Source organism: Rothia sp. 18CD1-1 (assembly GCF_055285355.1).
This window is the reverse complement of the sequence record NZ_JBUZLI010000008.1, coordinates 157,783-182,487: the sequence shown is the minus strand read 5'-3', so window position 1 is coordinate 182,487 and position 24,705 is coordinate 157,783. Positions and strand designations below refer to the sequence as shown.

General features: G+C 57.5%; 19 protein-coding genes. 8 read left to right on the top strand and 11 right to left on the bottom strand.

What is annotated here, in order from left to right:
• Positions 1-13: 13 nt before the first annotated feature.
• Positions 14-1,105, top strand: coding sequence for a COX15/CtaA family protein (locus ACS1BR_RS07840; protein ID WP_463561402.1), 1,092 nt, complete (start codon positions 14-16; stop codon positions 1,103-1,105).
• On the opposite strand, the gene ACS1BR_RS07835 is transcribed toward ACS1BR_RS07840, so the two are convergent.
• Positions 1,085-2,065: a heme o synthase gene (locus ACS1BR_RS07835; RefSeq protein ID WP_463561401.1), complete on the bottom strand. Its 981-nt coding sequence runs from the start codon at positions 2,063-2,065 to the stop codon at positions 1,085-1,087. The two genes, ACS1BR_RS07840 and ACS1BR_RS07835, sit on opposite strands and share 21 nt — an antisense overlap.
• Positions 2,066-2,565: 500 nt before the next feature.
• On the opposite strand from ACS1BR_RS07835, the gene tkt reads away from it, so the two are divergent.
• From tkt to pgl, 5 genes are all read left to right on the top strand, one after another.
• On the top strand, positions 2,566-4,677 hold the full coding sequence (tkt, locus tag ACS1BR_RS07830; protein WP_463561400.1) for a transketolase: 2,112 nt from the start codon (positions 2,566-2,568) through the stop codon (positions 4,675-4,677).
• Positions 4,678-4,772: 95 nt separating this feature from the next.
• Complete coding sequence (gene tal, locus ACS1BR_RS07825) at positions 4,773-5,876, top strand: transaldolase (RefSeq protein ID WP_463561399.1); 1,104 nt, start codon at positions 4,773-4,775, stop codon at positions 5,874-5,876.
• A 159-nt stretch (positions 5,877-6,035) separates the two neighbouring features.
• Positions 6,036-7,541 (top strand): glucose-6-phosphate dehydrogenase, encoded by a 1,506-nt coding sequence (zwf, locus tag ACS1BR_RS07820; RefSeq protein ID WP_463561664.1) that lies wholly within the window; start codon positions 6,036-6,038, stop codon positions 7,539-7,541.
• Entirely contained in the window at positions 7,538-8,521 is a 984-nt protein-coding gene (locus ACS1BR_RS07815; RefSeq protein WP_463561398.1) for a glucose-6-phosphate dehydrogenase assembly protein OpcA, read from the top strand. Before zwf ends, ACS1BR_RS07815 begins: the two co-directional genes overlap by 4 nt.
• On the top strand, positions 8,514-9,290 hold the full coding sequence (gene pgl / locus ACS1BR_RS07810) for a 6-phosphogluconolactonase (protein WP_463561397.1): 777 nt from the start codon (positions 8,514-8,516) through the stop codon (positions 9,288-9,290). The genes ACS1BR_RS07815 and pgl overlap by 8 nt, the downstream gene beginning before the upstream one ends.
• Before the next feature lie 74 nt (positions 9,291-9,364).
• Here pgl and secG read toward each other — a convergent pair whose 3' ends face one another.
• From secG to uvrA, 10 genes are all read right to left on the bottom strand, one after another.
• Positions 9,365-9,592 carry a preprotein translocase subunit SecG gene (secG, locus tag ACS1BR_RS07805; protein WP_463561663.1) on the bottom strand — a complete coding sequence of 76 codons (228 nt, stop codon included), beginning with the start codon at positions 9,590-9,592 and terminating at the stop codon, positions 9,365-9,367.
• A gap of 129 nt (positions 9,593-9,721) precedes the next feature.
• Entirely contained in the window at positions 9,722-10,498 is a 777-nt protein-coding gene (gene tpiA / locus ACS1BR_RS07800; RefSeq protein ID WP_463561396.1) for a triose-phosphate isomerase, read from the bottom strand.
• A gap of 128 nt (positions 10,499-10,626) precedes the next feature.
• Positions 10,627-11,850: a phosphoglycerate kinase gene (locus ACS1BR_RS07795; RefSeq protein WP_463561395.1), complete on the bottom strand. Its 1,224-nt coding sequence runs from the start codon at positions 11,848-11,850 to the stop codon at positions 10,627-10,629.
• A 59-nt stretch (positions 11,851-11,909) separates the two neighbouring features.
• Positions 11,910-12,917: a type I glyceraldehyde-3-phosphate dehydrogenase gene (gap, locus tag ACS1BR_RS07790; RefSeq protein WP_463561394.1), complete on the bottom strand. Its 1,008-nt coding sequence runs from the start codon at positions 12,915-12,917 to the stop codon at positions 11,910-11,912.
• 324 nt (positions 12,918-13,241) lie between these two features.
• Positions 13,242-14,213, bottom strand: a complete 972-nt coding sequence (gene whiA, locus ACS1BR_RS07785) for a DNA-binding protein WhiA (protein WP_463561393.1) — start codon at positions 14,211-14,213, stop codon at positions 13,242-13,244.
• Positions 14,214-14,272: 59 nt separating this feature from the next.
• Positions 14,273-15,241 (bottom strand): gluconeogenesis factor YvcK family protein, encoded by a 969-nt coding sequence (locus ACS1BR_RS07780; protein WP_463561662.1) that lies wholly within the window; start codon positions 15,239-15,241, stop codon positions 14,273-14,275.
• A gap of 1 nt (position 15,242) precedes the next feature.
• The gene (rapZ, locus tag ACS1BR_RS07775; RefSeq protein ID WP_463561661.1) at positions 15,243-16,115 is read right to left on the bottom strand and encodes an RNase adapter RapZ; all 873 of its coding nucleotides are present in this window, start codon (positions 16,113-16,115) and stop codon (positions 15,243-15,245) included.
• A gap of 94 nt (positions 16,116-16,209) precedes the next feature.
• Positions 16,210-18,267, bottom strand: a complete 2,058-nt coding sequence (gene uvrC, locus ACS1BR_RS07770; RefSeq protein WP_463561391.1) for an excinuclease ABC subunit UvrC — start codon at positions 18,265-18,267, stop codon at positions 16,210-16,212.
• Positions 18,268-18,364: 97 nt separating this feature from the next.
• Entirely contained in the window at positions 18,365-19,069 is a 705-nt protein-coding gene (locus tag ACS1BR_RS07765) for an HAD hydrolase-like protein (protein WP_463561390.1), read from the bottom strand.
• A gap of 36 nt (positions 19,070-19,105) precedes the next feature.
• Positions 19,106-21,988: an excinuclease ABC subunit UvrA gene (gene uvrA, locus ACS1BR_RS07760; protein ID WP_463561389.1), complete on the bottom strand. Its 2,883-nt coding sequence runs from the start codon at positions 21,986-21,988 to the stop codon at positions 19,106-19,108.
• A gap of 117 nt (positions 21,989-22,105) precedes the next feature.
• On the opposite strand from uvrA, the gene ACS1BR_RS07755 reads away from it, so the two are divergent.
• Positions 22,106-22,792, top strand: coding sequence for an MBL fold metallo-hydrolase (locus tag ACS1BR_RS07755; RefSeq protein WP_463561388.1), 687 nt, complete (start codon positions 22,106-22,108; stop codon positions 22,790-22,792).
• 133 nt (positions 22,793-22,925) lie between these two features.
• Complete coding sequence (dld, locus tag ACS1BR_RS07750) at positions 22,926-24,641, top strand: D-lactate dehydrogenase (RefSeq protein WP_463561387.1); 1,716 nt, start codon at positions 22,926-22,928, stop codon at positions 24,639-24,641.
• Positions 24,642-24,705: the final 64 nt, after the last annotated feature.

Below are 24,705 nucleotides of genomic sequence, written 5' to 3'. Positions count from 1 at the left end.
AGGTTACCCTGTGATGTCTACCGACACCGCCCCCAACACCCGGGCGCCCCTTTCCCGTTTGAACGCCCGCATACTGCCCACCGTCTATACTCCCTGGGTGAGATCAATGGCTTACGCCCTGGTCCTTGCCAACATCGTCCTTATTATTTCGGGAGGTGTTGTGCGACTTACCGGATCGGGGTTAGGCTGCGATACCTGGCCCAGGTGCACCTCCACCGGATCGTGGACGACCACCCCCGAGATGGGGATTCACGGCATAGTCGAGTTCGGAAACCGCCTACTGACCTTTGTCCTCATGGTGGTCACTGTTCTGGCTTTCCTGTCCATTCTGCGCATTGCCCTCCCCCGACTCACGGGCCCCAGGCAGCTTTTTCCCAAACTTTTTATCGGGGTAAGGCCGGAGGAATCGCGCTACTATGACCTTTTTAATCTCACCCTACTCCTTCTCTGGGGTATCCCCCTCCAGGCAGTTGTGGGTGGTATCTCGGTATGGATGAAACTCAACCCCTGGATGATCACAGCCCACTTCTGTCTGAGCGCCATCATGATTGCTCTGGCCGCTATCTATCTCAACAGAATATTGCGTTATTTCAACAGGCCCACCCAGCAGGCAGAAGACATTACCGCAGAACAGCTTCCCCCAAGGGCCACCGCCATGCGTGTGCTGGGCTGGGTAGCCGCCCTCCTGGTGATCTTCCTGGTATTGATGGGAACCATTACCACCGGCACCGGCCCCCACGCCGGAGACCCTCAGGCCCACCGTCACGCCTTCGATCCCTGGCTGGTCACCCGCCTACACTCGTTCTCGGTGTGGGGTTTCTGCCTCGTCGCCCTCACCCTTTATATCCTGGCCAAAAAATACGCCTGGCCGGCCACGTTCACCACACTTCTCCGGTACATTTTTGCGCTGCTGACCTACCAGGCAATCGTCGGATACACGCAGTTTTTCAACGGCCTCCCCATCTGGCTGGTGGAGCTGCATCTCATCGGTTCGGGCTTCTTTATCTGGGCGGCCAGCTCTCTCATCGAAAAACAGCTAACGCTCAGCCACAGCGGTGCGCGAGCTCGAGCCCGTGGACTCTCGCTAGAGGGGCATGAGAGCTGATCCCACAAACGGGTCGATCGCCAGCGCAACAAACAGCACCGTAAGGTAGGTGATCGACCCGTGGAAAACCGTCATTGCGGTGCGGCTGGTTGCTTCCTCTGCCAGCGCCAGACGGTGGAGCTTGTGGCAGTGGTAAAGGAACCACGCCCCAATTGCGACAGCGGTCAGGGTATAGACCCAGCCTGCACCACCCAGCGGCACCAACAGCAACGAGCAGATAACCATAGCCCAGGCGTAGAGAACCACCTGCACAGAAACACTCTTGGCGCTGGCAATCGCACCGAGCATGGGTATCCCAGCCCGCTGGTAGTCTTCGGCATATTTCATCGACAGAGGCCAATAGTGCGGTGGTGTCCAGAGAAAAATAACGGTAAAAAGTACCACCGCCGCCCACGAGATAGTGCCCTGTACCGCGGCCCAGGCGATGAAAACAGGCATACACCCCGCTAAGCCGCCCCACACGATATTCTGCGCTGTGCGCCGCTTGAGGAAAAGAGAGTAGAACACAACGTAAAGCAGAATCGCGACCAGACCGAGAACACCGGCTAGAGGGTTGACCAGAGTCCAGAGATAGACGATGGAGATACAGGCTAGGACCCAGGCAAAAATGAGGGCTTCGCGGTCGCTCAGTTCCCCCGTGACCAGGGGACGCTTCTCGGTACGCCGCATCTGCCTGTCTGACTCCCGGTCAATGTAGCAGTTGAAGGCACCCGCGGATCCTGCCGCCAGTGTACCGCCAATCATGGTGTTGAGAACCAACCAGAGGTCAGGCATACCACCGGCAGCAAATATCATTGTTGGGGCGGTGGTCACCAGAAGCAGCTCAATGACCTGGGGCTTGGTGAGGTGGATATAGGCTCTCACCCTGCGCCAAAAAACCACCCTAGCCGGACCGGTTTGGGCAGAAGTTTTCTCTACATGCGCTGAAGACTGAGCTTCTAGCACGCTGTTGGTGTTCAAACCCTTCACTGTAGCTGGGCTCCTACCGAGTGTGTTGGTGGGTAATTGTCTTGGTAAGACACCTGTGCCTGGCGACCTGCGGTTCTCCTGCGTGTATCTGACGGTGACACACGAGAGGTCTCCTCAGCACCAATATCGCACATCTGTTCATCGGACCCCGGTTAACCTCCGTGAGAAAACAAGCATCCCGCCGGCACCGGCCATTGAGAGCGCGGCAAAAGAACAGATAGTCAAGTACATGCTATACCGTTTATTTCTCGAACGCTAATATTTCCCTGATCAAGAACACCGGAGCAAAAATACGGCGATAAACATATTTTCATCCTCTACTTTGAACTATTCTTGTGAAGAAACACCTATCAATTCCGCAAAGATATAACTACCGTTGTTAGTGGGCTCTGCAAGCCGCAGCCGTACACCGATGAGCCTGAGCTGAGTTCGGGGTGCGGGCCGGCGTACGAGACCACCAGGGTATATCAGCTAGAGAAAGAGACATTGACGTGCCAAATCTTGGGAACAAGCTGGAGTGGACGGAACTGGACCGCCGGGCGGTGGATACCGCGCGCGTTTTGGCCGCTGACGCGGTTGAGAAAGTTGGGTCCGGCCACCCCGGAACCGCGATGAGCCTGGCCCCGGTAGCTCACCTGCTCTACCAGAAGATTATGCGCCACGACCCCGCCGATGACCGCTGGGCCGGCCGCGACCGTTTTATCCTTTCCCCCGGACACACCTCCCTCACCGCCTATATTCAGCTTTTCCTCAACGGGTACGGGCTTGAAATGGAAGACCTTGAATCTCTGCGTACCTGGGGTTCCCTCACCCCCGGACACCCCGAATACGGTCATACCAGGGGGATTGAAATCACTACCGGGCCGCTGGGCCAGGGGCTGGCCTCCGCCGTAGGTTTCGCCTATGCTCAGCGACGCATGCGCGGACTCTTTGACCCCGAGGCACCCGCGGGGACCTCACCCTTTGACCACACTATTTACACGATTGCTTCCGAAGGTGACCTTCAGGAGGGTGTCACCGCCGAGGCATCCTCTCTTGCCGGCCACCAGCAGCTGGGTAATCTCATCGTCATCTTTGACCGCAACCATATCTCTATCGAAGATGACACCGATGTGGCTTTCACCGAAGACGTGCTCAAACGCTACGAGGCATACGGCTGGGATACCGCCCGTGTTGACTGGACGAAAACCGGCAACTACGAGGAAGATATCGATGAGCTCTACCGGGCTATTATCGCTGCCCGATCGGTCACCGACAAACCCTCTATTATTGAGCTGCGCACCGTTATTGGCTGGCCGGCCCCCACCAAGCAGAACACCGGAGCCATCCACGGCGCTAAGCTGGGTGCCGACGAGGTGGCCGCCACCAAAGAAGTTTTGGGGTTTGACCCCGCGCAGTCCTTCGCGATTGACCCCGAGGTACTTGCCTACACCCGCGAGGCTGCCACCCGCGGTGCCTCCGAGCACCGGCGGTGGAACGAGGCGTTTGAACAGTGGAAAACAGCCAACAGCGAGAGGGCTGCCCTCTACGAGCGTCTTGAATCCGGTGAACTACCGGAGGGCTACCGCGATGCCTTTCCCGTATTTGAGGCGGGGACCTCGATAGCCACCCGTGCCGCCTCCGGCAAGGTGATCAATGCCATCGCTGGCACCTTCCCTGAGCTATGGGGCGGGTCTGCCGATCTTGCCGGTTCAAACAATACCACCATCGATGATGCGGCCTCCTTTAATCCCGTTGAGTTCTCCACCGACACCTGGACCTCCAGCCCCTACGGTCGGGTACTGCATTTTGGTATCCGTGAGCACGCGGCGGCGGCAATCACCAACGGTATTGCGCTGTCTTCGCCCACTCGGCCTTTCTCGGGAACCTTCTTTGTGTTCACCGATTACCAGCGTCCGGCGGTTCGGCTGGCAGCACTGATGGGTGTGCCCAATATCTTTGTGTGGACCCACGATTCCATCGGTCTGGGTGAAGACGGCCCCACCCACCAGCCGATCGAGCACCTGTCAGCTATGCGGGCTATCCCCAATCTCAACCTCGTGCGGCCGGCAGACGCTAATGAAACCTCCGTCGCCTGGCGCAGGATCATGGAAACTCGGGACCGCCCCACCGGCCTGGTTCTCTCCCGTCAGAATCTTTCCGTCATTGCCAGGGAGGATATCCACGCCGACGCTGAAGGCGAAAAGTTTGCCTCCGCAGAGGGAGCGGCGCGCGGGGGCTACATCGTGGCCGATACCCCGGAACGTCCCGACGTCGTGATTATTGCAACCGGATCCGAAGTGGAGATCGCCCTGGAAGCCCGCAAGCTTTTGGCAGACAGAGGTGTGCGGGCAAGGGTGGTTTCTATGCCCTCACGGGAGTGGTTCGACCAAGAGTCCACCGACTACCGCGAGTCCGTGATCCCCGCAGATGTTCGGGCCCGCGTGGTGGTTGAGGCGGGCTCGGCTATGAGCTGGTATGACCTCCTTGGAGACCACGGCCGTGCTGTCTCGCTGGAGCATTTCGGCGCCTCGGCTGCAGCCGATGTACTCTACCGCGAGTTCGGGATCACACCCGAGGCAGTGGTGGCAGCCGCCGAAGAGTCGATTGCCGCAGCTGACTAAAACTCATCTGACCGGGCCCGCAAACCCGCGGAAGGCTGGCAGCGGGCCCGGGTCAGAGAATTCTGTTCACCCTATCGTAATAAGGACCAAACTCAATGACAGCTTCAACCCAAAAAATCAGTGATGCCGGTGTCTCCCTCTGGTTTGATGACCTTTCCCGAGAGCGGATTACCTCCGGTAAGCTGCAGAAAGTCATCGATACCCAAAACGTTGTTGGTGTGACCACCAACCCCACTATCTTTGCCGGCGCACTGTCCGACGGTAAATCGTATGCTCAGCAGGTGGCTCAGCTGGCAGAAGCCGGTACCGAGCTCGAAGAAGCCGTTTTTGAGATCATGACCGATGACGTACGCAATGCCTGCGATATTTTTGCCCCCATCTATGAGGCCACCCAGGGCCGTGACGGTCGTGTATCTATCGAGGTTGACCCTCGTCTGGCCCGTAAGCCGGCGGAAACAGCGGCTATGGCTAAAAAGCTTGCTGCCCAGGTTGACCGCGACAATGTCATGATCAAAATCCCGGCAACTGTGGAGGGTCTTGAGCCCATCGCCAAGACCCTTGCCGAGGGAATCTCGGTCAACGTTACGCTGATTTTCTCTCTGGAACGCTACCGTGCGGTGATCAATGCCTTTATGCTGGGGCTCGAAGAGGCTCTGGAGAACGGTAAGGATCTCTCCAAGATTCACTCGGTGGCGTCCTTCTTCATCTCCCGCGTGGATTCCGAGGTCGATGGAAGGCTTGATAGTATCGGGACCGATCAGGCGCTAGCGCTCAAAAGTAAGGCGGGACTGGCTAATGCTCGTCTTGCCTACCAGGTGTTTGAAGAGGAATTTTCCTCTCAGAGGTGGGAGCGTCTGGCGGCTGCCGGTGCACATATTCAGCGTCCGCTCTGGGCCTCAACCGGCACCAAGGACCCGTCGCTGCCGGACGACCTCTATGTCTCCCAGCTGGTTGCACCCAACACTGTCAACACCGTCCCCGAAAAAACTCTGGCAGCTTTTGCCGAACACGGGACCGTCGCGGGGAACACCGTTGAGGGTACCTATGACGAATCAGAAAAGATCCTCAACGATATTGAGGCCCTGGGGATCCCCTACCGGGATGTTGTTGCCAAACTTGAAGAGGAAGGTCTTCAGAAATTTGATACTTCCTGGGAAGAACTGCTGGAGACTGTGCGCGCTGCCCTGGCCGCGGCATAATAGATCACGTAGTTGACGATAGTTTTTACTACCGTTGCAGGTGTATAAATTATTGGCGGCGGCAACCACCGGTATCGACGGTGGTTGCCGCCGGAACCGTATACATAAGAAATATTTTTCTAAGGATCAACCGTGCCAAATAGTCACGAAAAAAACCCCCTGAGAGATCCACGCGACCGCCGACTCACCCGTGTTGCTGGGCCCAGCACACTGGTTTTCTTTGGTGTAACCGGAGATCTCGCCCGGAAGAAACTCCTGCCCGCCGTTTATGATTTGGTGAACCGAGGGTTGTTACCTCCCAGCTTTGGACTGGTTGGTTTTGGCCGCCGTGATTGGAGCAATGACGATTTTCGGGACCGTGTGCACGAGTCGGTCGAAGCGCATTCTCGCACCACCTTCCGCGAAGACGTGTGGAACCAGTTTGCGCGCGGTATTCGCTTTGTACAGGGTGCTTTTGACGACGATGCCGCTTATGAGCGTCTCAAGCAGACTCTGAAGGAACTGGAGGAAACCCGCGGTACCCAGGGTAATCACGCTTTCTACCTGTCAATCCCCCCCAAAGCCTTTGAGCAGGTACTCAAGCAGCTTGCCCGGCACAAGCTGGCTCAGCGGGGCGAGGGGGACGGCTGGCGCAGGGTCATTATCGAAAAGCCTTTTGGCCACGATCTCGACTCTGCCCGCGAGCTCAACTCTATTGTCGAAGATGTTTTCCCGGCCGATTCGGTTTTCCGTATCGACCACTATCTGGGCAAAGAAACCGTGCAGAATCTGCTGGCTCTGCGCTTTGCTAACCAGATGTTTGAGCCGCTGTGGAATGCCAACTATATCGACCATGTACAGATCACGATGGCTGAGCCCTTTGGGATAGGCTCCCGTGCCGGCTACTATGACGGCGTGGGTGCTGCCCGCGATGTTATTCAGAACCACCTGTTACAGCTTTTGGCACTGACCGCCATGGAGGAGCCCATTAGCTTTAAGGCCGGTCACCTGCGGGCGGAGAAAGAGAAGGTGCTTGAGGCTGTTGAGCTGCCCGAAGATCTTTCCCGGTCTTTTGCTGTAGGCCAGTATTCTTCTGGCTACCAGGGGGGCGAGGAAGTGGCTGGTTTCTTTGGGGAAAAGGATATTCCCGCAGACTCACGCACGGAAACTTTTGCCGCTATTAAGGTGGGGATCAATACGCGCCGCTGGGCCGGGGTTCCCTTCTATCTGCGTACCGGTAAGCGTCTGGGGCGCAGGGTAACCGAGATCGCTCTCATCTTTAAAAAATCTCCCAACCGCCTTTTTGAGCAGAATGAAGATTCCGGGCAGAATGCGATTGTGGTGAGGGTGCAACCCAATGAGGGTATGACCATCCGCTTTGCCGCTAAGGTTCCCGGAACGCAGAGCGAGATTCGCGATGTCAACATGGACTTTGGCTACACCCACTCCTTCACCGAGGAATCGCCCGAAGCCTACGAGCGGCTGATTCTCGATGTGCTTCTGGGCGAGCCTCCGCTGTTTCCCCGCCACCAAGAGGTTGAGCTTTCCTGGAAGATTCTTGATCCCTTTGAAAAGTACTGGGAGGAGCACAGGGTTCAGCCCGAACCGTACGAGCCCGGTTCGTGGGGGCCCGAGTCGTCATATCAGTTGTTGGCTCGTGATCACCGTGTTTGGAGGCGCCCGTGATACACACACTAGAGCACACCGATGCCATTGAGATAGAGAAGGAAATTTCGCGCCTGCGCGAAGAAACCGGTAGTACCACGTCCGGGAGCGTGCTGACCCTGGTTATTCTTGCCGATTCCGGGCATTCATCGGCTGCCCGTGAGGCTGCCCAGCGAGCATCTCACGAGCATCCATGCCGTATTATTGTGCACGTCGCAGAAGATTCCGGGGCCGAAGATCGCCTCGATGCCGAATTGGAGATCGGCGGGGAATCCGGGGCGTCCGAGCTGATTGTGTTGCGCGGCTGGGGCCGGGCAGGGCAGGCGACAGAGTCTCTGATTTCCGGTCTGCTGCTTCCCGACTCCCCGATTGTCGCCTGGTGGCCGCACTCGGTCCCCGGAAATCCTTCCGAGCATTCTATTGGGAAAATTGCCCAGCGTCGTATTACCGATTCGGCCCGTGCCGATGACCCCATGGTTATTCTCAGCCAGCTGGCTGAGAACTATGCTGCCGGTGACACCGATCTAGCCTGGATCAGGCTGACGCTCTGGCGGATTCAGCTCGCCGCCGTGCTTGATCAGGTGCCCTATTCACCGGTGAAGCGGGTTGTTGTTGCCGGTTCGTCAAAGTCGCCCTCGGTGGTTTTGCTGGGGGCCTGGCTGGGGGATAAATTCGATGCCCAGGTGCACCTGTCAACCACCAATACCGAGCGCGGCCTCTACCGGGTGGTGCTTGAACGTGAGGACGGCGATATTGTGATTGACCGTCCCGGACGTAACATTGCGCTGCTCTCCTACCCCGGTGCACCCGACCAACAAATCGCTCTTCCGGTGCGTACCCTTGCCGAGTGTTTGGCTGAGGAGCTGCGCAGGCTTGACCCCGATGAGGTCTACGGTGAGGTGCTCACCCGGGCCCTACAAAAGGGCAATATTGTGGTGGATCTCAGTGAAACCGAAGAATTTGATCCCGGTATCGAGCCCACCGAGGTTTTCGATGCCTAAACCACGGTTTGTGTCTTACCCCACCAGGCAGCGGCTGGGTAGTGCAGCGGCCCGCAGTATTCTTACGGTGATCACCGATGCGCTTGAGCGGAAGGGCATCGCCCATCTATCGCTCACCGGCGGCGGTATGGGCACCGCTGTGCTCGCGGAGCTGGCTACCCTACCCGAGTTTATTTCGCTGGATTTTTCCCGCGTTCACTTCTGGTGGTCGGACGAACGCTTTGTGCCCACCGGTGACCAAGACCGCAACGAGCAGCAGGCCCGTGAGACTCTGCTGGATAAAATCGATATCCCTAGAGAAAATATTCACGTGATGGGGGCCTCCGACAGGTTTGATTCGCCAGAAGAAGCCGCTGCCGCCTATGAGGCTGAGCTGGCGGGCTTTGCCGGGGAGGGCCGGCTCGGTCCGATCTTTGACCTGGTGCTACTGGGTATGGGACCCGACGGACATATTGCTTCGCTCTTTCCGCATCGCGGGGAAATTCAGCTGGGCCAGGGGGCGGCTGTGGCGGTGCACGACTCCCCCAAGCCGCCGCCCACCCGGGTTTCGCTCACGCTACCGGTGATACGGAGCTCTCGACGTATCTGGTTTCTGATTTCCGGTGCCGATAAGGCGGAGGCAACAGCTCGGTTACGGGTAGCCGCTGACCTTGAGGACTCGGAGCTGGGGCCGGACACACTCGATGAGACACCGGCCGCCGGGGCCCGCGCCGGGCACGGGGAGGCAGAGACCCTGGTGCTCGCTACCGCCGATTCCCTCGCCGGCTAGATTTTCCCGTTTCTCTACGCAAAAGGTTCCCGCTGAAAAATTTTTTCAGCGGGAACCTTTGACTATGCAAGTTTTTAGACGGTGACGTCGAAACGCAGTACCAGCCCGTAGGCGATAATTGCCAGCACCCATAGGATCGTAACGGTCACGGTGAGCCGGATGAGATTCTTTGAGGCTGATCCCGACGAGTTCAGTGAGGTAGTCATACCGCCACCAAACATATCAGAGAGCCCGCCACCCTTGCCGCGGTTCAACAGAACCAGAAGAATGGCGAGAATGCTGGTCACGGCGATAACAACCATAATGCTGATTTTCAGAGTCTCCACGAGAACCTTTCAATGTTGAGGAAAGTGCCGGTCTCCTAGCACTTTCACACTATACGCCACCGTCCCTGTTTCTGCCCAATACCGGGCCGGAAACAGGCTGACTTCTTAACGGTTGAAGCGGGCGATACTGGCAAATTCTGTGGCATCGAGAGATGCACCGCCCACGAGCACACCGTCGACGTCCTGCTCAGCCAGGATCTGCGGAGCCGAGGCAGCCTTCACCGAGCCGCCGTAGAGAACACGGACCTTTTCGGCAATATCCGCCGAAAATAGCTGGGCGATTTCGGCACGAATCGCGGCAGACATTTCTTGCGCGTCCGCGCTTGTAGCCACCTTACCGGTGCCGATTGCCCATACGGGTTCGTAGGCAATAACCAGCGTTTCGGCCTGCTCGGACGTGAGACCCTCCAGGGATTGGCGGGTCTGCTCCAGGGTAAAGTTCACGTGGTCCCCGGCTTCACGCACCTCAAGCCCCTCACCGACACAAAGTACGGGAACGAGGTTGTGCCGGTATGCTGCCTGGACCTTTGCCGCGCAGAGTTGGTTGCTTTCACCGTGAATGGTGCGGCGCTCTGAGTGGCCAACCAGCACATAGGTGGCCCCCAGTTTGTTCAGAAATTCACCCGAGATATCGCCGGTATAGGCACCGGAGTCTTGGTCAGAGAGGTCCTGTCCGCCGTAGGTGATCTGCAGTTTGTCACCGTCAACCAGGGTCTGTACCGACCGAAGATCGGTAAAGGGAGGGAACACGGTCACCTCTGCCTGATCATAGTCAAAGCCGGTGTCCGCTAAAGTCCACGCCAATTTTTGGAGCAGGGTCACCCCCTGGGCGTGGTCCAGGTTCATTTTCCAGTTACCTGCAATAAGAGGCTTACGAGCCATGATTGTCCTATCCCCCGCTGCAGCGCGGGTTATCGTAAGAGGTCGATATAGGGTTGTGGGCTTGGTGCCCCTGTAACAAAGATAGCGGGTTACCCCGCAAAGAAGTAACCCGCCACCTATAGATTCAACTATGCGCCCAGTGCGTCAAGCCCGGGCAGAGTCTTGCCCTCGATGTACTCCAGCGATGCACCGCCACCGGTGGAGATATGACCAAACTGCTCATCCGCGTAACCAAAATTACGGACAGCCGCAGCAGAATCACCGCCGCCGATAATCGAGAAGGCATCGGATTCGATAACCGCCTCCGCAACAGCCTTGGTACCGGCAGCAAAATTTGAGAACTCTGCCACCCCTACCGGGCCGTTCCAGAAAACGGTCTTGGCCGCCCTGATCTTCTCAGCGAAAAGCTGAGCGGTCCGGGGGCCGATATCCAGCCCCTCACCGTCTGCACCCAGCTTGCCGCCCTCGAGATCCTCAATCGGGCGAATCTCCCTCTCGGCGTCGTTGGAGAAATCAGATGCGTACACGACATCGACACCGGTGATAATCTCGGTACCTTGTGCGGCAGCTTCTTCCATGTAGCGCTTAACCGTGGGAATCTGGTCGGCCTCAAGAAGCGACTTGCCCACCTTGTACCCCTGCGCGGCCGCAAAAGTATAGCCCATGCCGCCACCGATGAGCAGGGTGTCCGCCTTACCGATGAGGTTTTCAATCACGGCCAGCTTATCCGATACCTTGGCCCCACCCATGATCACTACAAAGGGACGCTCGGGGTCGTTGAGGGTCTTGGCAAGAACATCAACTTCCTTTTTAACCAGGTCCCCCAGGTAGGCGGGCAGCCTCTTGGCGACATCGTAAACCGAGGCGTGCTTGCGGTGCACCGCACCGAAAGCGTCGTCCACATAGGCACCGTTGTCGCCGGTGAGAGCAACCAGTTCATCGGCAAAGATACCGCGCTCCGCGTCATCCTTCGAGGTTTCTCTCGGATCGTAGCGCACGTTTTCAACAACCAGTACTTCACCGTCCTGAAGACTGCCCGCTTTAGCCCGGGCATCTTCACCAACAACGTCGGTTGCAACAACCACGCTGAAATCGGCGAGCTCTGCCAGACGCTTTGCTGCCGGAGCAATGGAATACTTGGGATCAACCTGCCCCTTGGGGCGACCAAGGTGGGCGGTTACGATAACTCGCGCACCGGCCTCGGTCAGCTTTTTGAGAACCGGTAGCGAGGCCCGGATACGGCCGTCGTCGGTCACCGTGGTGCCGTCCAGGGGCACATTCAAATCTGAACGAACCAGAACCCGGCGGCCGGACACGCCTTCAGCGATGAGCTCGTCAAGAGCTTTAGCCATGGTGCTTCATCTCCAATATCTAGCGGGATGGTTTCTGAATATCTCTCGACCCGGTCGGGTTAGAGTTCCGATACAACCTTGTTGGTGAACATCACCAGGCGTGCAGTGTACCCGTATTCGTTGTCGTACCAGGCGATCACCTTCACCTCGTTACCGATCACCTTGGTCAGCGGTGCATCAAACACGGTAGAAACGGGCTCACCCTCGATATCTTTGGAGACGATGGGGTCTTCGCTGTAGGTGATAATTCCCTTGAGGTCGCCCTCAGCTGCTGCCTTCAGAGCCGCGTTGACTTCTTCAACGGTGGTCTCCTTGGAAGCCTGGAAGGTGAGATCAACGATGGAGCCGGTGGGGGTGGGGACGCGGACCGCGAAACCGTCCAGTTTACCCTTGAGCTCGGGGAGAACCAGGCCCACAGCTGCCGCCGCACCGGTGGAGGTGGGGACCAGATTGAGGGCTGCGGCGCGTGCACGGCGGAGGTCACCGTGGGGGGCGTCCTGCAAACGCTGGTCTGCGGTGTAGGCGTGGATGGTGGTCATGAGACCGCGCTCAATACCGACGGAGTCATTGAGTACCTTGGCCAGCGGTGCCAGGCAGTTGGTGGTGCAGGAAGCATTGGAAACGATGTTCATGGTGGCGGAGTCATACTGGTCATCGTTGACGCCCATCACGAAGGTGCCGTCAATGTTCTTGCCGGGTGCGGAGAGAATAACCTTCTTCGCCCCCGCTTCAAGGTGAGCTTTGGCCTTCTCACCGTCGGTAAAGAAACCGGTGGACTCGAGAACGATATCGACGCCCAGGTCTTTCCAGGGCAGGTTAGCGGGGTCGCGCTCGGCCAGGACCCTGATCTCCTGACCGTTAACGATCATGTCGTTCTCGTCGGAGACAGCGACTTCGCCCTTGAAACGGCCCATAATAGAGTCGTACTTGAGCAGGTGGGCAAGGGTTTTCACGTCTGTCAGGTCGTTGATGGCGACGATCTCGAATCCCTGACCGTGCTCCTGGGCTGCGCGGAAGAAGGTGCGGCCGATGCGGCCAAAGCCGTTGATTGCTACGCGTACAGTCACTGTAGATCAAACTCCTCAGTTAGTATCAGTGAATTTCCTGGACGATTGTGGGTTTCACACCCGCTCAAGAACCCTATCCCTCTCGGGTCAATCCTCGTTTGGTGCGGGCTTCCGTCCGGTTCCACAACTATCTTACGACAGATTATGTGAGTTTGGGTGTGATTTTGTGTTTTTTGTTGGCGAAATTTTGCCCAAAACCCGCTTTTTCCCTCACATATGCGTGGTTTTATCCGTTTTTCATTGCGTTTGAGCTTGTTTTCACCGTGACTTTTACCCGCGCAGAAAATCCCACGCAGCCCGATAGCTCTACCCGGTGAATATTTTTTAGTACTCCGTGCCGCTGCCCAGATCGGTTCCGGGAATGCCCAGCTCCTGCGCCCGCTTATCCGCCATCGCCAGAAGACGGCGGATCCTACCGGCAATAGCGTCTTTCGTCAGAGGCGGGTCAGCCAGCCTACCCAGCTCATCCAGCGATGCCTGCTTATGGGCTACCCGAAGCTCACCCGCATAGCGTAAATGTCCCGGCACCTGCTCACCCAAAATCTCCAGGGCACGCTCCACCCTGGCACCGGCGGCCACAGCTGCCTGTGCAGAACGCCGCAGATTAGCGTCATCAAAATTAGCCAGCCGGTTTGCCGTGGCCCGCACCTCTTTGCGGGCGCGTCGTTCCCGCCAGCTCGCCAGGGCATCGGTTGCACCCATCCGCTCCAAGAGCACACCGATGGTTTCACCGTCACGCACCACCACGCGGTCAACGCCGCGCACCTCGCGCGCCTTAGCAATAACATTCAGGCGCCGGGCCGCCCCCACCAGTGCCAGGGCAGCTTCTGGACAGGGACAGGTGAACTCCAGCGCCGAGGATCTACCGGGCTCAGTCAGCGAACCGTGGGCAAGAAAGGCACCGCGTATCACCGCCTCCGCATCGGCAACAGAGCCGTTCACCACGGCGGGGGGCAGCCCCCGCACCGGTCGACCCCTACCGTCAAGAAGACCCGTCTGCCGGGCAAGAGCCTCTCCCCCCTCAATCACCCGCAAAATATAGCGGCCACCGCGACGCGGCCCACCGCTTGAAATAACCGTAACCTCCGACTCGTGGCCGTACATTTCAAAAATATTGTGCTGAAGCCGGCGCACGGTTGGCTCCAGGTCAACCTCAGACTCGATCACAATACGACCGGACATCAGGTGAAGTCCGCCGGTAAAACGCAGGATCGCTGCAATTTCTGCTTTACGCACCGAAGATTTTGTGGTCTCCTGGCGCGCGAGTTCTTCTTTAACCGATAGTGTGAGAGCCATACGGTGATTCCTCCAAATACCTTGAATCCGCTGAGTACCCGTTGCCGCCAGGTAAAACCTCAGACGTGCTGGCGAAAGACCTCTTCATAGGCTGCGCCAAGCTTGAGGGGGTGGTGCACATTCTGATCGTTGCTGCTTCTCACATGCGCCCAGGTAACCTGTGCCCCCATGCTCAGGGCTGCCTGCTCAAGCTCAAAGCGGTCCCCCATGCCATTGTGGTCAGCGATAACTGCGTTAAGCCTAAATTCTGGAACGTATTTCTGCAAAATCCGAAGATGCTCGGCAGCTGACATACCGCTGGTCTCTTTCCCCTCCAGCTGCAGATTCATGACCACACAGATCCTGGCAGAGGTCTCAAGAAGTGCATCCCGGATACCGGGCAGCAGCAAATGGGGCAGGACAGAGGTGTACCAGGAGCCCGGTCCTAAAATCACCCAGTCCGCATCGAGAATAGACTGCACAGCCTCGTCAGAGGCCCGCGCATCCTGCGGGGTCAGGGTGAGGTTTTCAACGCGCGCAGCCCTGGCAAGGTGGCACTGCCCCACTAGATGTTCACGTTCTATCTCACCGCTTTCACCGATACCCACCGAGTCCCCCTCGATAACCAGCGGTGTACACGACATGGGCAACACCCTACCTCTCGCATTGAGCAGGGACCCCACCCAGTCCAGGCCTCCCACGGTATCACCGAGCAGCTGCCAGAGAGTCACGATCAGCAGATTACCCAGGGCGTGGTCATCCAGGGCGCCGCTGGAATCGTCTTTGAGCGATACGAAACGGTGCTGTAGTGCGTCCCGCCAGGTGCGCCCCCAGTCAGAATCATCGCAGAGTGCTGAAAGCGCCATGCGGAGATCCCCCGGCGGCAACACATCAAAATCCTGGCGCAACCGGCCCGACGACCCGCCGTCATCTGCAACGGTCACCACCGCCGTAATATTGGTGGTGATATGCCGCAGCGCGGACAGCGACCCGTACAGGCCGTGCCCACCACCGAGCGCGGTCACCCTCACTGCCGGCCTCAGCCCCATACTATTCACGCCCCATATCTCGATGCTGCACACTCACATGGACATCGGGTAACTCCTGCACACGGCGAGCAATTTCTTGGGCCACAGCAACCGAACGATGCTTACCACCGGTGCAACCGATCGCAAGGGTGGCATAGTGTTTACCCTCGGTACGGTACCCCTCAAGCACCGGAACCAAAGCCTTCACGTAGCTATCAACAAAAGCCTCCGTACCCGGATGGGCAAAGACGTAGTCACGCACCGGCTCATCAAGCCCGGTGTGCGGGCGCAACTCGGGTATCCAGTGAGGGTTGGGAATAAAACGCATATCAGCCATAAAATTGGCGTCGTGGGGCGCACCGTATTTGAACCCAAAACTCATCACGGTCAGGTTCAAAAGCTTAGGCCCGGTAGACGAATACATTTCCCGAATAGTTTTCGTCAACTGGTGCACGTTAAGACCCGACGTATCAATCACCGTATCAGCGGTTTCTTTCAACTCCGAAAAAAGCTTACGCTCACGGTTGATGCCGTCGAGCACCCGCCCACTGCCCTGTAAAGGATGCGGACGGCGCTGCGCCTCATAGCGGGCAATAATGTCTTTGTCCTTGGCATCGAGAAAAAGCATAGAAAACTCAACGTTTGACTTACGCAGCGTATCTATTGCCGCCGGTAAATCGTTAAAGAGGGCCCGCGAACGAATATCTATCCCCACCGCAAATTTGGGCATCGATTCGGGGGCGCGGGTAATGAGATCAGCCAGGGCCTGAAGCATCTGCGGGGGAATATTATCCACCACATACCAGCCCTCGTCTTCGAGCGTGTTGGCCGCCGTACTTCTTCCCGCACCCGATATACCGGTGATCACCAGAATTTCCGGTTTGACTTCCTTCATTGGTTCTAAACGCTGGCTCTCGCTCACAGCCCTGTCCCTCCACTCATTGTTTTCAACTACCAGACTAGTATGTACTGTCGCCATACCGGTAGCCCTATTCCCCCAGTATTTCCCCGGTTGCGGGGTTAAAACCTCCCGGCGGGATCTCGTCAAGACCTTCGTCTTGTTCCGGTGCCTCTTCGTCTGTCCCAGGATCGGACGGGCTATCAAAATGCTCAACAATCCTGCGTGCCATTGCCGGCCCAATACCGCTGACTTCTTGCAGCCGCTCCTCACCCGCGGCGATAATCCCCTTCAGAGAACCAAAATGCTTAATCAGCGCCTCGCGTTTAGCCGGCCCCAGACCCTCCACACCGTCAAGAGCAGACTTCACCATAGCCTGCCCACGCTTAGACCTGTGAAAACTGATAGCGAAACGGTGGGCCTCATCCCTGAGCCGCTGCACCAGAAACAGTGCCTCGGATGAGCGCGGAAGAATCACAGGAAAATCGTCGTTGGGCAGCCAGAGCTCTTCAAGACGTTTGGCTATTCCCACCACATGAACATCGGTGATCCCCAGGTCGGCCAGGGCAGTAGAGGCAGCGGCCACCTGGGGTGGGCCACCGTCGACAAGAACCAGGTTAGGAGGGTAGGCGAACCTGACAACTTCCTTCTCTGCCGCCTGTTGAGCCGATATTTCTCCGCTACGCGGCGGAGCTTCTGTCCTCTTCTGAAGGTCGGCCAGATAGCGGCGGAAACGACGCGAAATCACATCGTACATGCTCGCGGTGTCATCGCGAGCGGCCTCCCCCGAGATAGAGAATTTTCGGTAGTCACTTTTCTTGGGCAGACCGTCCTCAAAAACCACCATGGAGGCGACCACATTGGTGCCCTGCACATGCGAAATGTCATAGCATTCTATCCGCAGAAGAGGGTCGGCAATCTCCAGGGCCTCCTGCAACTGCACCAGGGAAGCCGAACGGGTGGTGAGATCGGTGGCCCGCCGTGATTTATGCAGGTTTAAGGACTGCCTCGCATTCTCCCCAACCGTTTCGAGCAGGGCCCGCTTATCACCGCGCTGGGCCAGAGTAATCCGGGCTTTCGACCCCCGCACACCGCTCAGCCATTCCTCTAATTTCTCCCGATTGTCAGGGAGGTGAGACACAATGATCTGGCGGGGAATATCGTGCTGGGCCTGCTCCAGCTCAAGCCCGGAGGAAGCGGCAGCGACTTCCGCCACCTCACCGTAAACCTGCATGAGCAGCTGTTCAACCAGGGCCGAGTCCGTGGTGTCCTCGACCTTTTCAACAATCCAGCCACGCTGCCCCCGAATTCTTCCGCCACGCACGTAAAACACCTGCACAGCGGTCTCCAACTCATCGCTGGCAAAAGCGAAAAGATCGGCATCGACCCGGTCGGAGAGAACCACCGCGTTTCGCTCAAAAGCTTTTTTCAGGGCGGCGATATCATCGCGCAGTACCGCCGCTTTTTCAAAGTCAAAATCTGCCGCCGCGCTCTTCATGTCACGGGTGAGGTCGCCCATCAACTTTTCTGCCCCGCCCCCCATAAAACGGCAGAGATCCTCGGCAAGTTTAAGGTGGTCCTCACGCGAGATTCTACCCACGCACGGTGCCGAACACTTATCGATATAGCCCAGCAGACAGGGACGCCCTGTCTGCTGGGCTCTGCGTAGAACCCCCGCCGTGCAGGTGCGCACAGGAAAAACCCTCAACAGAGCATCAAGGGTTTCACGGATAGCCCATGCCTGCGAAAAAGGCCCGAAATAACGCACACCCTTCTTTTTCTCGCCCCGCATCACCTGGGCGCATGGAATCGGCTCGTTCAGGGTCACCGCAAGATAGGGGTATGATTTATCGTCGCGGAAAGCAATATTAAAACGCGGTGTAAACTCTTTAATCCAGGTGTATTCAAGCTGTAACGATTCGAGTTCGCTCGAAACCACCGTCCACTCCACCGAGGCTCCGGTGTGCACCATGGCATAGGTTTTGGGGGAAAGGGACCCCGGGTGGGCAAAGTAAGAGTTTAGCCGATTCCTCAGATTTTTGGCTTTGCCCACATAGATAACCCTGCCGTATTCGTCGCGAAACCGGTAAACACCGGGCAGGGTGGGCACCTCCCCCGCCGCAGGCCGGTAACTTGCAGGATCAGCCACTACACTCCTCGAATATTTTCTCTACACGCTCACTATCTTGCCCGGTATCTTTGGACAGCGGACAGTCCGCAACACCGTTATATACCCACCGGGAAAACTAACCTGCCCGGCTTTTACCGGAAAGACACCGGCGAATTTCTATCTCAAGTTCTTGGGGGCTGCCGACAACGTCATCAAATTCTGCACTGAGTTCATCTGCCCCACCGAACCCCCAGCCCACACCGATACTCGCGATACCGTTGAGAGCCGCGCCGCGGCCGTCATAGAGCCTGTCCCCCACCATGACACTTCTACCCCTGTCCAGCTGCTGACCTGTTTTTTCTTCGAGATTGTCCACCGCATAGGCGATAATTCCCGGTTTATCGGCTGGCAGGCTCTGGTCCCCGGATCCCAGCTCATCGGGGGCACCGGCAAGAACCGTAAAAAATTGGGTGAGACCAAAATGATCCAGTACCTCATGGACCAGGTAAAGGGGCTTTTGGGAGGCCACCGCCATAGCGATACCTTCTCCATGCAGCCCCTCCAGCAGCGACCGCAGACCGGGATAGAGCCGAGAACGAGCGATACCCTGGCCGCGGTAAAAATCCCGGTAGGTGCTAATCACCTCACCAAAACGCTCGTGAGGGACCTCGGTGAAATGGGCCAGACTAAAATTCACCGGGGGCCCCACAAACTTCTGCATCTCAGCCTCACTGGGCCGCCGATAGCCATGGGCCTCCAGGGCGTCGGCCATCCCGCCCGTGATAGCCGACGCCGGGTCGACCAGGGTACCGTCCACATCCCACAGGACCGCAGAAATCATACCGTTCCTCTCCCTCACGCTGGTCAGATTATCAGTTTACCGGGAGGCTAAAATCTCCCTCAAAAAAGCCCCGGTGTATGACTTCTGGACACCGGCAACCTGCTCGGGCGTACCCTGGGCGATGACCGTGCCGCCCCCGTCGCCGCCCTCGGGCCCCATATCAATAATCCAGTCGGCCGACTTAATAACATCGAGGTTATGCTCGATAGTGAGCACCGTATTTCCCTTATCAACCAGCCCCTGCAAGACCTTGAGCAGCTTACGAATATCCTCGAAGTGCAGGCCGGTAGTGGGCTCGTCGAGCACGTAGATGGACCTGCCGTTGGAGCGTTTCTGAAGCTCGGAGGCAAGTTTCACCCGCTGGGCTTCACCCCCCGACAGGGTGGTGGCCGGCTGCCCCAGCCGGATATACCCCAGGCCAACATCGACCAGAGTGTTGAGGTGGCGGGAGATAGGGGTAAAGGCCGCAAAAAAATCGGCGGCTTCTTCAACCGGCATTTCTAGCACATCGGCGATCGATTTACCCTTGTATTTGACCTCCAGGGTTTCACGGTTATAGCGCTTACCGTGGCAGGTTTCGCAGGGCACGTAGACATCGGGCAAAAAATTCATCTCAATTTTCAGCGTGCCGTCACCGGAGCATGCCTCACATCTGCCGCCCTTGACGTTAAAAGAAAACCTGCCGGGCTGATAACCGCGCATTTTTGCCTCAGCGGTCTCGGCAAAAAGCTTACGAATATGGTCAAAAACCCCCGTGTAGGTTGCCGGGTTCGAGCGAGGAGTCCGCCCAATAGGCGACTGATCAACGTGGATGATCTTATCAAGGTGTTCAAGCCCCTCAATGCTCTTGTGTCTTCCGGGCACCTGCTGGGCACCGTTGAGCTTGTTGGCCAACGCGGTGTAGAGGATCTCGTTGACCAGGGTTGATTTACCCGAACCCGACACCCCGGTTACCGCGGTAAAGACTCCCAGAGGGAACGCGACACTTATATTTTTAAGGTTGTTTTCTTTAGCGCCCACCACTTTCACCCGCCGCTTTTTATCGACAGTGCGGCGTCGAGAAGGAATCTCTATGCTGCGGCGACCGGCCATATAGTCACCGGTAATAGAGTTTTCGTTGTTCAACAGCTCGGCATAAGTACCCGAGTGAACCACCTGACCACCGTGTTCACCGGCACCTGGCCCCACATCAACAATCCAGTCCGCCTCTTTCATGGTGTCCTCATCGTGCTCAACCACGATGAGGGTGTTACCCATATTCCGCAGCTTCGTGAGGGTTTCGATCAGCCGGCGGTTATCGCGCTGGTGCAGACCGATGGAGGGCTCATCCAGCACATAGAGCACACCCACCAGGCCCGAACCGATCTGGGTGGCGAGCCTGATTCTCTGAGCCTCGCCGCCGGAGAGAGTGGCTGCCGGTCGCGACAGGGTAAGGTAGTCCAACCCCACATCAAGAAGGAACTGCAAACGAGCGTCTATTTCTTTGAGCACCAGCTCAGCGATCTGCGCTTCGCGGTCGGTGAGCTGAAGAGACCTCATAAACCGTAAAGATTCACGCATGGGCATCTCGGTGACCTCCGCAATGGAGGAGCCTCCCACTTTAACCGCCAAAATGGTGGGGTTGAGCCGGGCACCGTGACAGGCAGAGCAGGCAACATTGCGCATGTACTGCTCATAGCGGTCCTTCGACCAGTCCGATTCGGTTTCTTCGTGTTTACGCTTAATGTACGCGTAGACTCCCTCAAACCCCGAGGTATAACGGCGCTCTCTGCCAAAGCGGTTGCGGTAGGAGACGGTCACCTTAAAATCTTTACCCCGCAAAATAGCCTTCTTGGCTTTCGCCGGAAGATTTTTCCAGGGAGTGTCCAGGCTAAAACCTAGTTCCTCGGCCAGGCCCTGAAGCAGCCGCAACCAGTATTCGCTAGTTGCTTTGCCCAGCGACCAGGGAGCTATTGCCCCCTGCCCCAGAGACAGATCCGGGTTAGGTATCACAAGGTCTTCATCAACCTGCAATTTTGAGCCGATACCGTCGCATTCGGGGCAGGCCCCAAAAGGCGAGTTGAAGGAGAAGGCACGGGGCTCAATCTCATCGATCTGTAGCGGGTGATTGTTGGGACAGGCAAGATGTTCGCTAAAGCTGCGGGTGCGCTCGGGCGAATCAGCCGGCCGGTCAACAAAGTCAATGAGCACCCTGCCCTCGGCCAAATTCAGCGCCGTCTCAATAGAATCAGTCAGACGCTGCTGCACCGACTCCTTAATAACAATACGGTCAACAATCACGTCAATGGTGTGCTTGTACTGTTTGGCGAGTGTGGGGGGGTCGGCAAGCTGCACCTGTTCGCCGTCCACACGGGCGCGCGAAAAACCCTGTGTGGTGAGGTCTTTAAAGAGGTCTGTAAATTCTCCCTTCCGTGCCGAGACCACAGGAGCTAGCACCTGTAGACGGGTACGCTCGGGAAGGCCCATGAGCTGGTCAACGATCTGCTGGGGTGTTTGCCGAGAAATTTTTTGGCCGCAGACCGGGCAGTGCGGGCGACCCACCCTGGCCCAGAGCAAACGCATATAATCGTAGATCTCGGTGATGGTACCCACGGTGGATCGCGGGTTTTTTGAGGTGGATTTCTGGTCGATCGAGACCGCCGGTGAAAGGCCCTCAATAAAATCAACGTCGGGTTTATCCACCTGTCCTAAAAACATGCGGGCATAGGAAGACAGCGACTCCACGTAGCGACGCTGTCCCTCAGCAAAGATGGTGTCAAAGGCAAGCGACGATTTACCCGACCCCGAAAGACCCGTGAAAACCACCATTGCGTCTCGGGGGATAGTGAGATCAACGTTTTTGAGGTTGTTTTCGCGGGCACCCTGTACCCGCACCTGGGCGAGGTCTCGAGAGCCGGTTGCAGCAAAGTTGTGGGACATCGTCTTCCTTCGCATCGGGTATGTTCGAAAATATATTCTATGCCCGCAGACCACCTGTGCACCTACGCTCTGCCGTGGTGTTGGCTACGGGCACAATTGCCCCCTAAACTGTGAAAGATGAGCAGCCTTTCAGATCAGCTATTTTTAAATAATCGGCAGCTAACGGTGCGGTCTATCTCCGTCTCCGAGATGGAAAACAATGTTTATCTTCTCACCGGCAAATCCAGTGGACAGCAGGTAATTATTGATGCCGCCGATTCCTTTACCGAACTTCAAAGGTTTATCAGCGCCACCCTGGAACATGATTTTTCGGGAAACGGAGAGCCGGAAGGGCCGGTTGCGGTACTGACCACGCACGGGCACTGGGACCATATCAGGGCGCTGAGACAGGTGGCGCACCACTACGGTGTGCGCACCGTGGCGGGGCGGGCAGACTTCAAGCTCATCAGGTCTCAGGAAAATGTAGAGGTTTCCACGCCTATAGACGGCGGTGAGGTTTTTGACTTTAAAGATTTTTCCCTGGAGGCTGTCGCGCTGGTGGGCCATACGGCGGGCTCTATGGCCTACGTGCTTCGGGGCCTTGACGCAACACCCACCGTGATTTTCTCGGGCGATTCGCTGTTTCCCGGTGGCGTGGGTAAGACCGATTCGCTACGGGACTTTAGGCGGCTATTCGCCGATGTATCCGATCGGCTTTTTGACCGTTTTGACGACAACACCCTCGTGCTGCCCGGCCACGGCAGCCCAACAACCCTGGGTATCGAGCGCCCCCACCTGCCCACGTGGAAGGAGCGGGGCTGGTAAACCCCTCCGGCCTGCGCCCCGTCCGTTTGACAGCTCGTATTCGGCGTCAGAAGATGACTAGTGAACCCATCCTCCACGCAGTGGCCTTACCGCTTGGCCGAGGCGAAAGCAACTACTGATAGGAAGATTTGAGATGACTTCTCCCCACAAAACAACGGGCGCAGAACACCGGGTACTCGAAGTTTTCAAGAATATTGTTGGTGCAGAAAACGTGCTCACATCAGAGCGGGCAACCATGCCCTACAGCAGGGGCTACCGTTTTGGTGGGGGCCCCGTCTTAGCCGTGTTGCGTCCTTCCACACTGGTTCAGATGTGGAAGTCTTTGCAGGTCTGTGTTGACAGCGATGTCATGGTGATTATCCAGGCCTCAAACACCGGTTTAACCGGCGGTTCTGGGCCGGGCTTTCAACCCTATGACCGCCCCGTCGTGGTGATCTCAACCCACCGCATCAACCGGGTGTACCTCATCAATGATGCCCGCGAAGCCATCTCGCTCGCCGGTACCACGCTGACGCACCTCACCGAAGAACTCGCCCCGTACCGGCGTGAGCCGCACTCGGTTATTGGATCAACCTCTATCGGCGCATCAGTGATCGGCGGTATTGCCAACAGCTCCGGCGGCAGTCAGATCCGCAAGGGCCCGGCTTTCACCCGCGAAGCCATATACGCCCGTGTCACCGACCGGGGTGGGGTAGAACTCGTCAACCACCTGGGTATCGAGCTCGGGGATGACCCCGAAGTTGCCCTCGACCGCCTACAACGCGGCGACTGGTCACCTGCCGATGTGACCCCGGCTCCCGCCGACAGCAGCGAGACCGAATATGCTGAGCACCTGCGCAAGCTGGAACCGACCCCGGCACGCTACAACGCCAACCCCGACTACCTGTTCGAGGCATCAGGTTCAGCCGGGAAAATCATGGTTTTTGCCGTGCGTACACGCACCTTCCCGATGGAGCAGAACCCCACTACGTTTTACATCGGCACTCGCAGCCCGCGGGAGCTTGAAGAAATTCGTCGCGCATTCCTGACAGCTGATATGCCGCTACCGATTTCGGGCGAGTACATGGGCCGCAGCGCCTTCGATTTGGCCGAGAAATACGGTAAAGACACCTATGTTTTTCTGAAGTATATGAGCCCCGGTTTACAGGCCCGCATGTTCGCTTTCAAAACCTGGGCCAACGGTGTTTTCAGTAAGATTCCGGGTATCGGCCCGACCTTTGCCGATACGGTCTCGCAGACCGTGTTTAACCTGGTACCCAACCAGCTGCCCCAGAGACTGAGAGAGTATCGCAACCGCTTTGAGCATCACCTGCTCCTCACCGTCAGCGCCGCTCAGGCAGGTGAGAGCGAAAAAATACTCGGGGATTTCTTTGCCGACCCCGAGCACGAGGGTGATTTCTTTGTGTGCACGAAAGACGAAGAAAAAAGTGCGTCGTTAAACCGTTTCGGTGCCGCCAGCGCCGCAACCCGCTACGCCAGCATGAAACGCAAGCGCATCTCCGGGCTGATTCCGATTGATGTGGCGCTACGCCGCGATGACTGGGACTGGCTCGAGGTACTCCCCCGGGAACTCGCCGACCAGCTGGATGTGACCGCCTACTACGGTCATTTCTTCTGCCACGTCATGCACCAGGACTACGTCGCTAAAAAGGGTGTTGACCCGGAGAAACTGCACGATCGGATTCAGGAGCTGCTTGAAGCGCGCGGCGCGAAGCTGCCGGCAGAGCACAACTACGGGCGTCTCTACCGTATGCCCGAGGACATGGTCGAGCACTTCAAAGAGCTCGATCCGACCAACACCTTCAATGCCGGTATCGGTGGCACCTCGCCCCGAAAGAACTGGGCGTAGCGGGATCGAACCCGCCTACCGTTCCCCGCGGTGAAAGGGGGTCCTCGCCCAGGAGGGCCCCCTT

Bases quoted from the DNA above. Each gene is read 5' to 3' on its own strand.
- ACS1BR_RS07840 (WP_463561402.1), top strand. From the start codon at position 14: ATGTCTACCGACACCGCCCCCAACACCCGGGCGCCCCTTTCCCGTTTG.
- tal (WP_463561399.1), top strand. From the start codon at position 4,773: ATGACAGCTTCAACCCAAAAAATCAGTGATGCCGGTGTCTCCCTCTGG.
- pgl (WP_463561397.1), top strand. From the start codon at position 8,514: ATGCCTAAACCACGGTTTGTGTCTTACCCCACCAGGCAGCGGCTGGGT.
- secG (WP_463561663.1), bottom strand. From the start codon at position 9,592: ATGGTTGTTATCGCCGTGACCAGCATTCTCGCCATTCTTCTGGTTCTG.
- tpiA (WP_463561396.1), bottom strand. From the start codon at position 10,498: ATGGCTCGTAAGCCTCTTATTGCAGGTAACTGGAAAATGAACCTGGAC.
- ACS1BR_RS07795 (WP_463561395.1), bottom strand. From the start codon at position 11,850: ATGGCTAAAGCTCTTGACGAGCTCATCGCTGAAGGCGTGTCCGGCCGC.
- whiA (WP_463561393.1), bottom strand. From the start codon at position 14,213: ATGGCTCTCACACTATCGGTTAAAGAAGAACTCGCGCGCCAGGAGACC.
- ACS1BR_RS07780 (WP_463561662.1), bottom strand. From the start codon at position 15,241: ATGGGGCTGAGGCCGGCAGTGAGGGTGACCGCGCTCGGTGGTGGGCAC.
- rapZ (WP_463561661.1), bottom strand. From the start codon at position 16,115: ATGAAGGAAGTCAAACCGGAAATTCTGGTGATCACCGGTATATCGGGT.
- ACS1BR_RS07765 (WP_463561390.1), bottom strand. From the start codon at position 19,069: ATGATTTCTGCGGTCCTGTGGGATGTGGACGGTACCCTGGTCGACCCG.
- uvrA (WP_463561389.1), bottom strand. From the start codon at position 21,988: ATGTCCCACAACTTTGCTGCAACCGGCTCTCGAGACCTCGCCCAGGTG.
- ACS1BR_RS07755 (WP_463561388.1), top strand. From the start codon at position 22,106: ATGAGCAGCCTTTCAGATCAGCTATTTTTAAATAATCGGCAGCTAACG.
- dld (WP_463561387.1), top strand. From the start codon at position 22,926: ATGACTTCTCCCCACAAAACAACGGGCGCAGAACACCGGGTACTCGAA.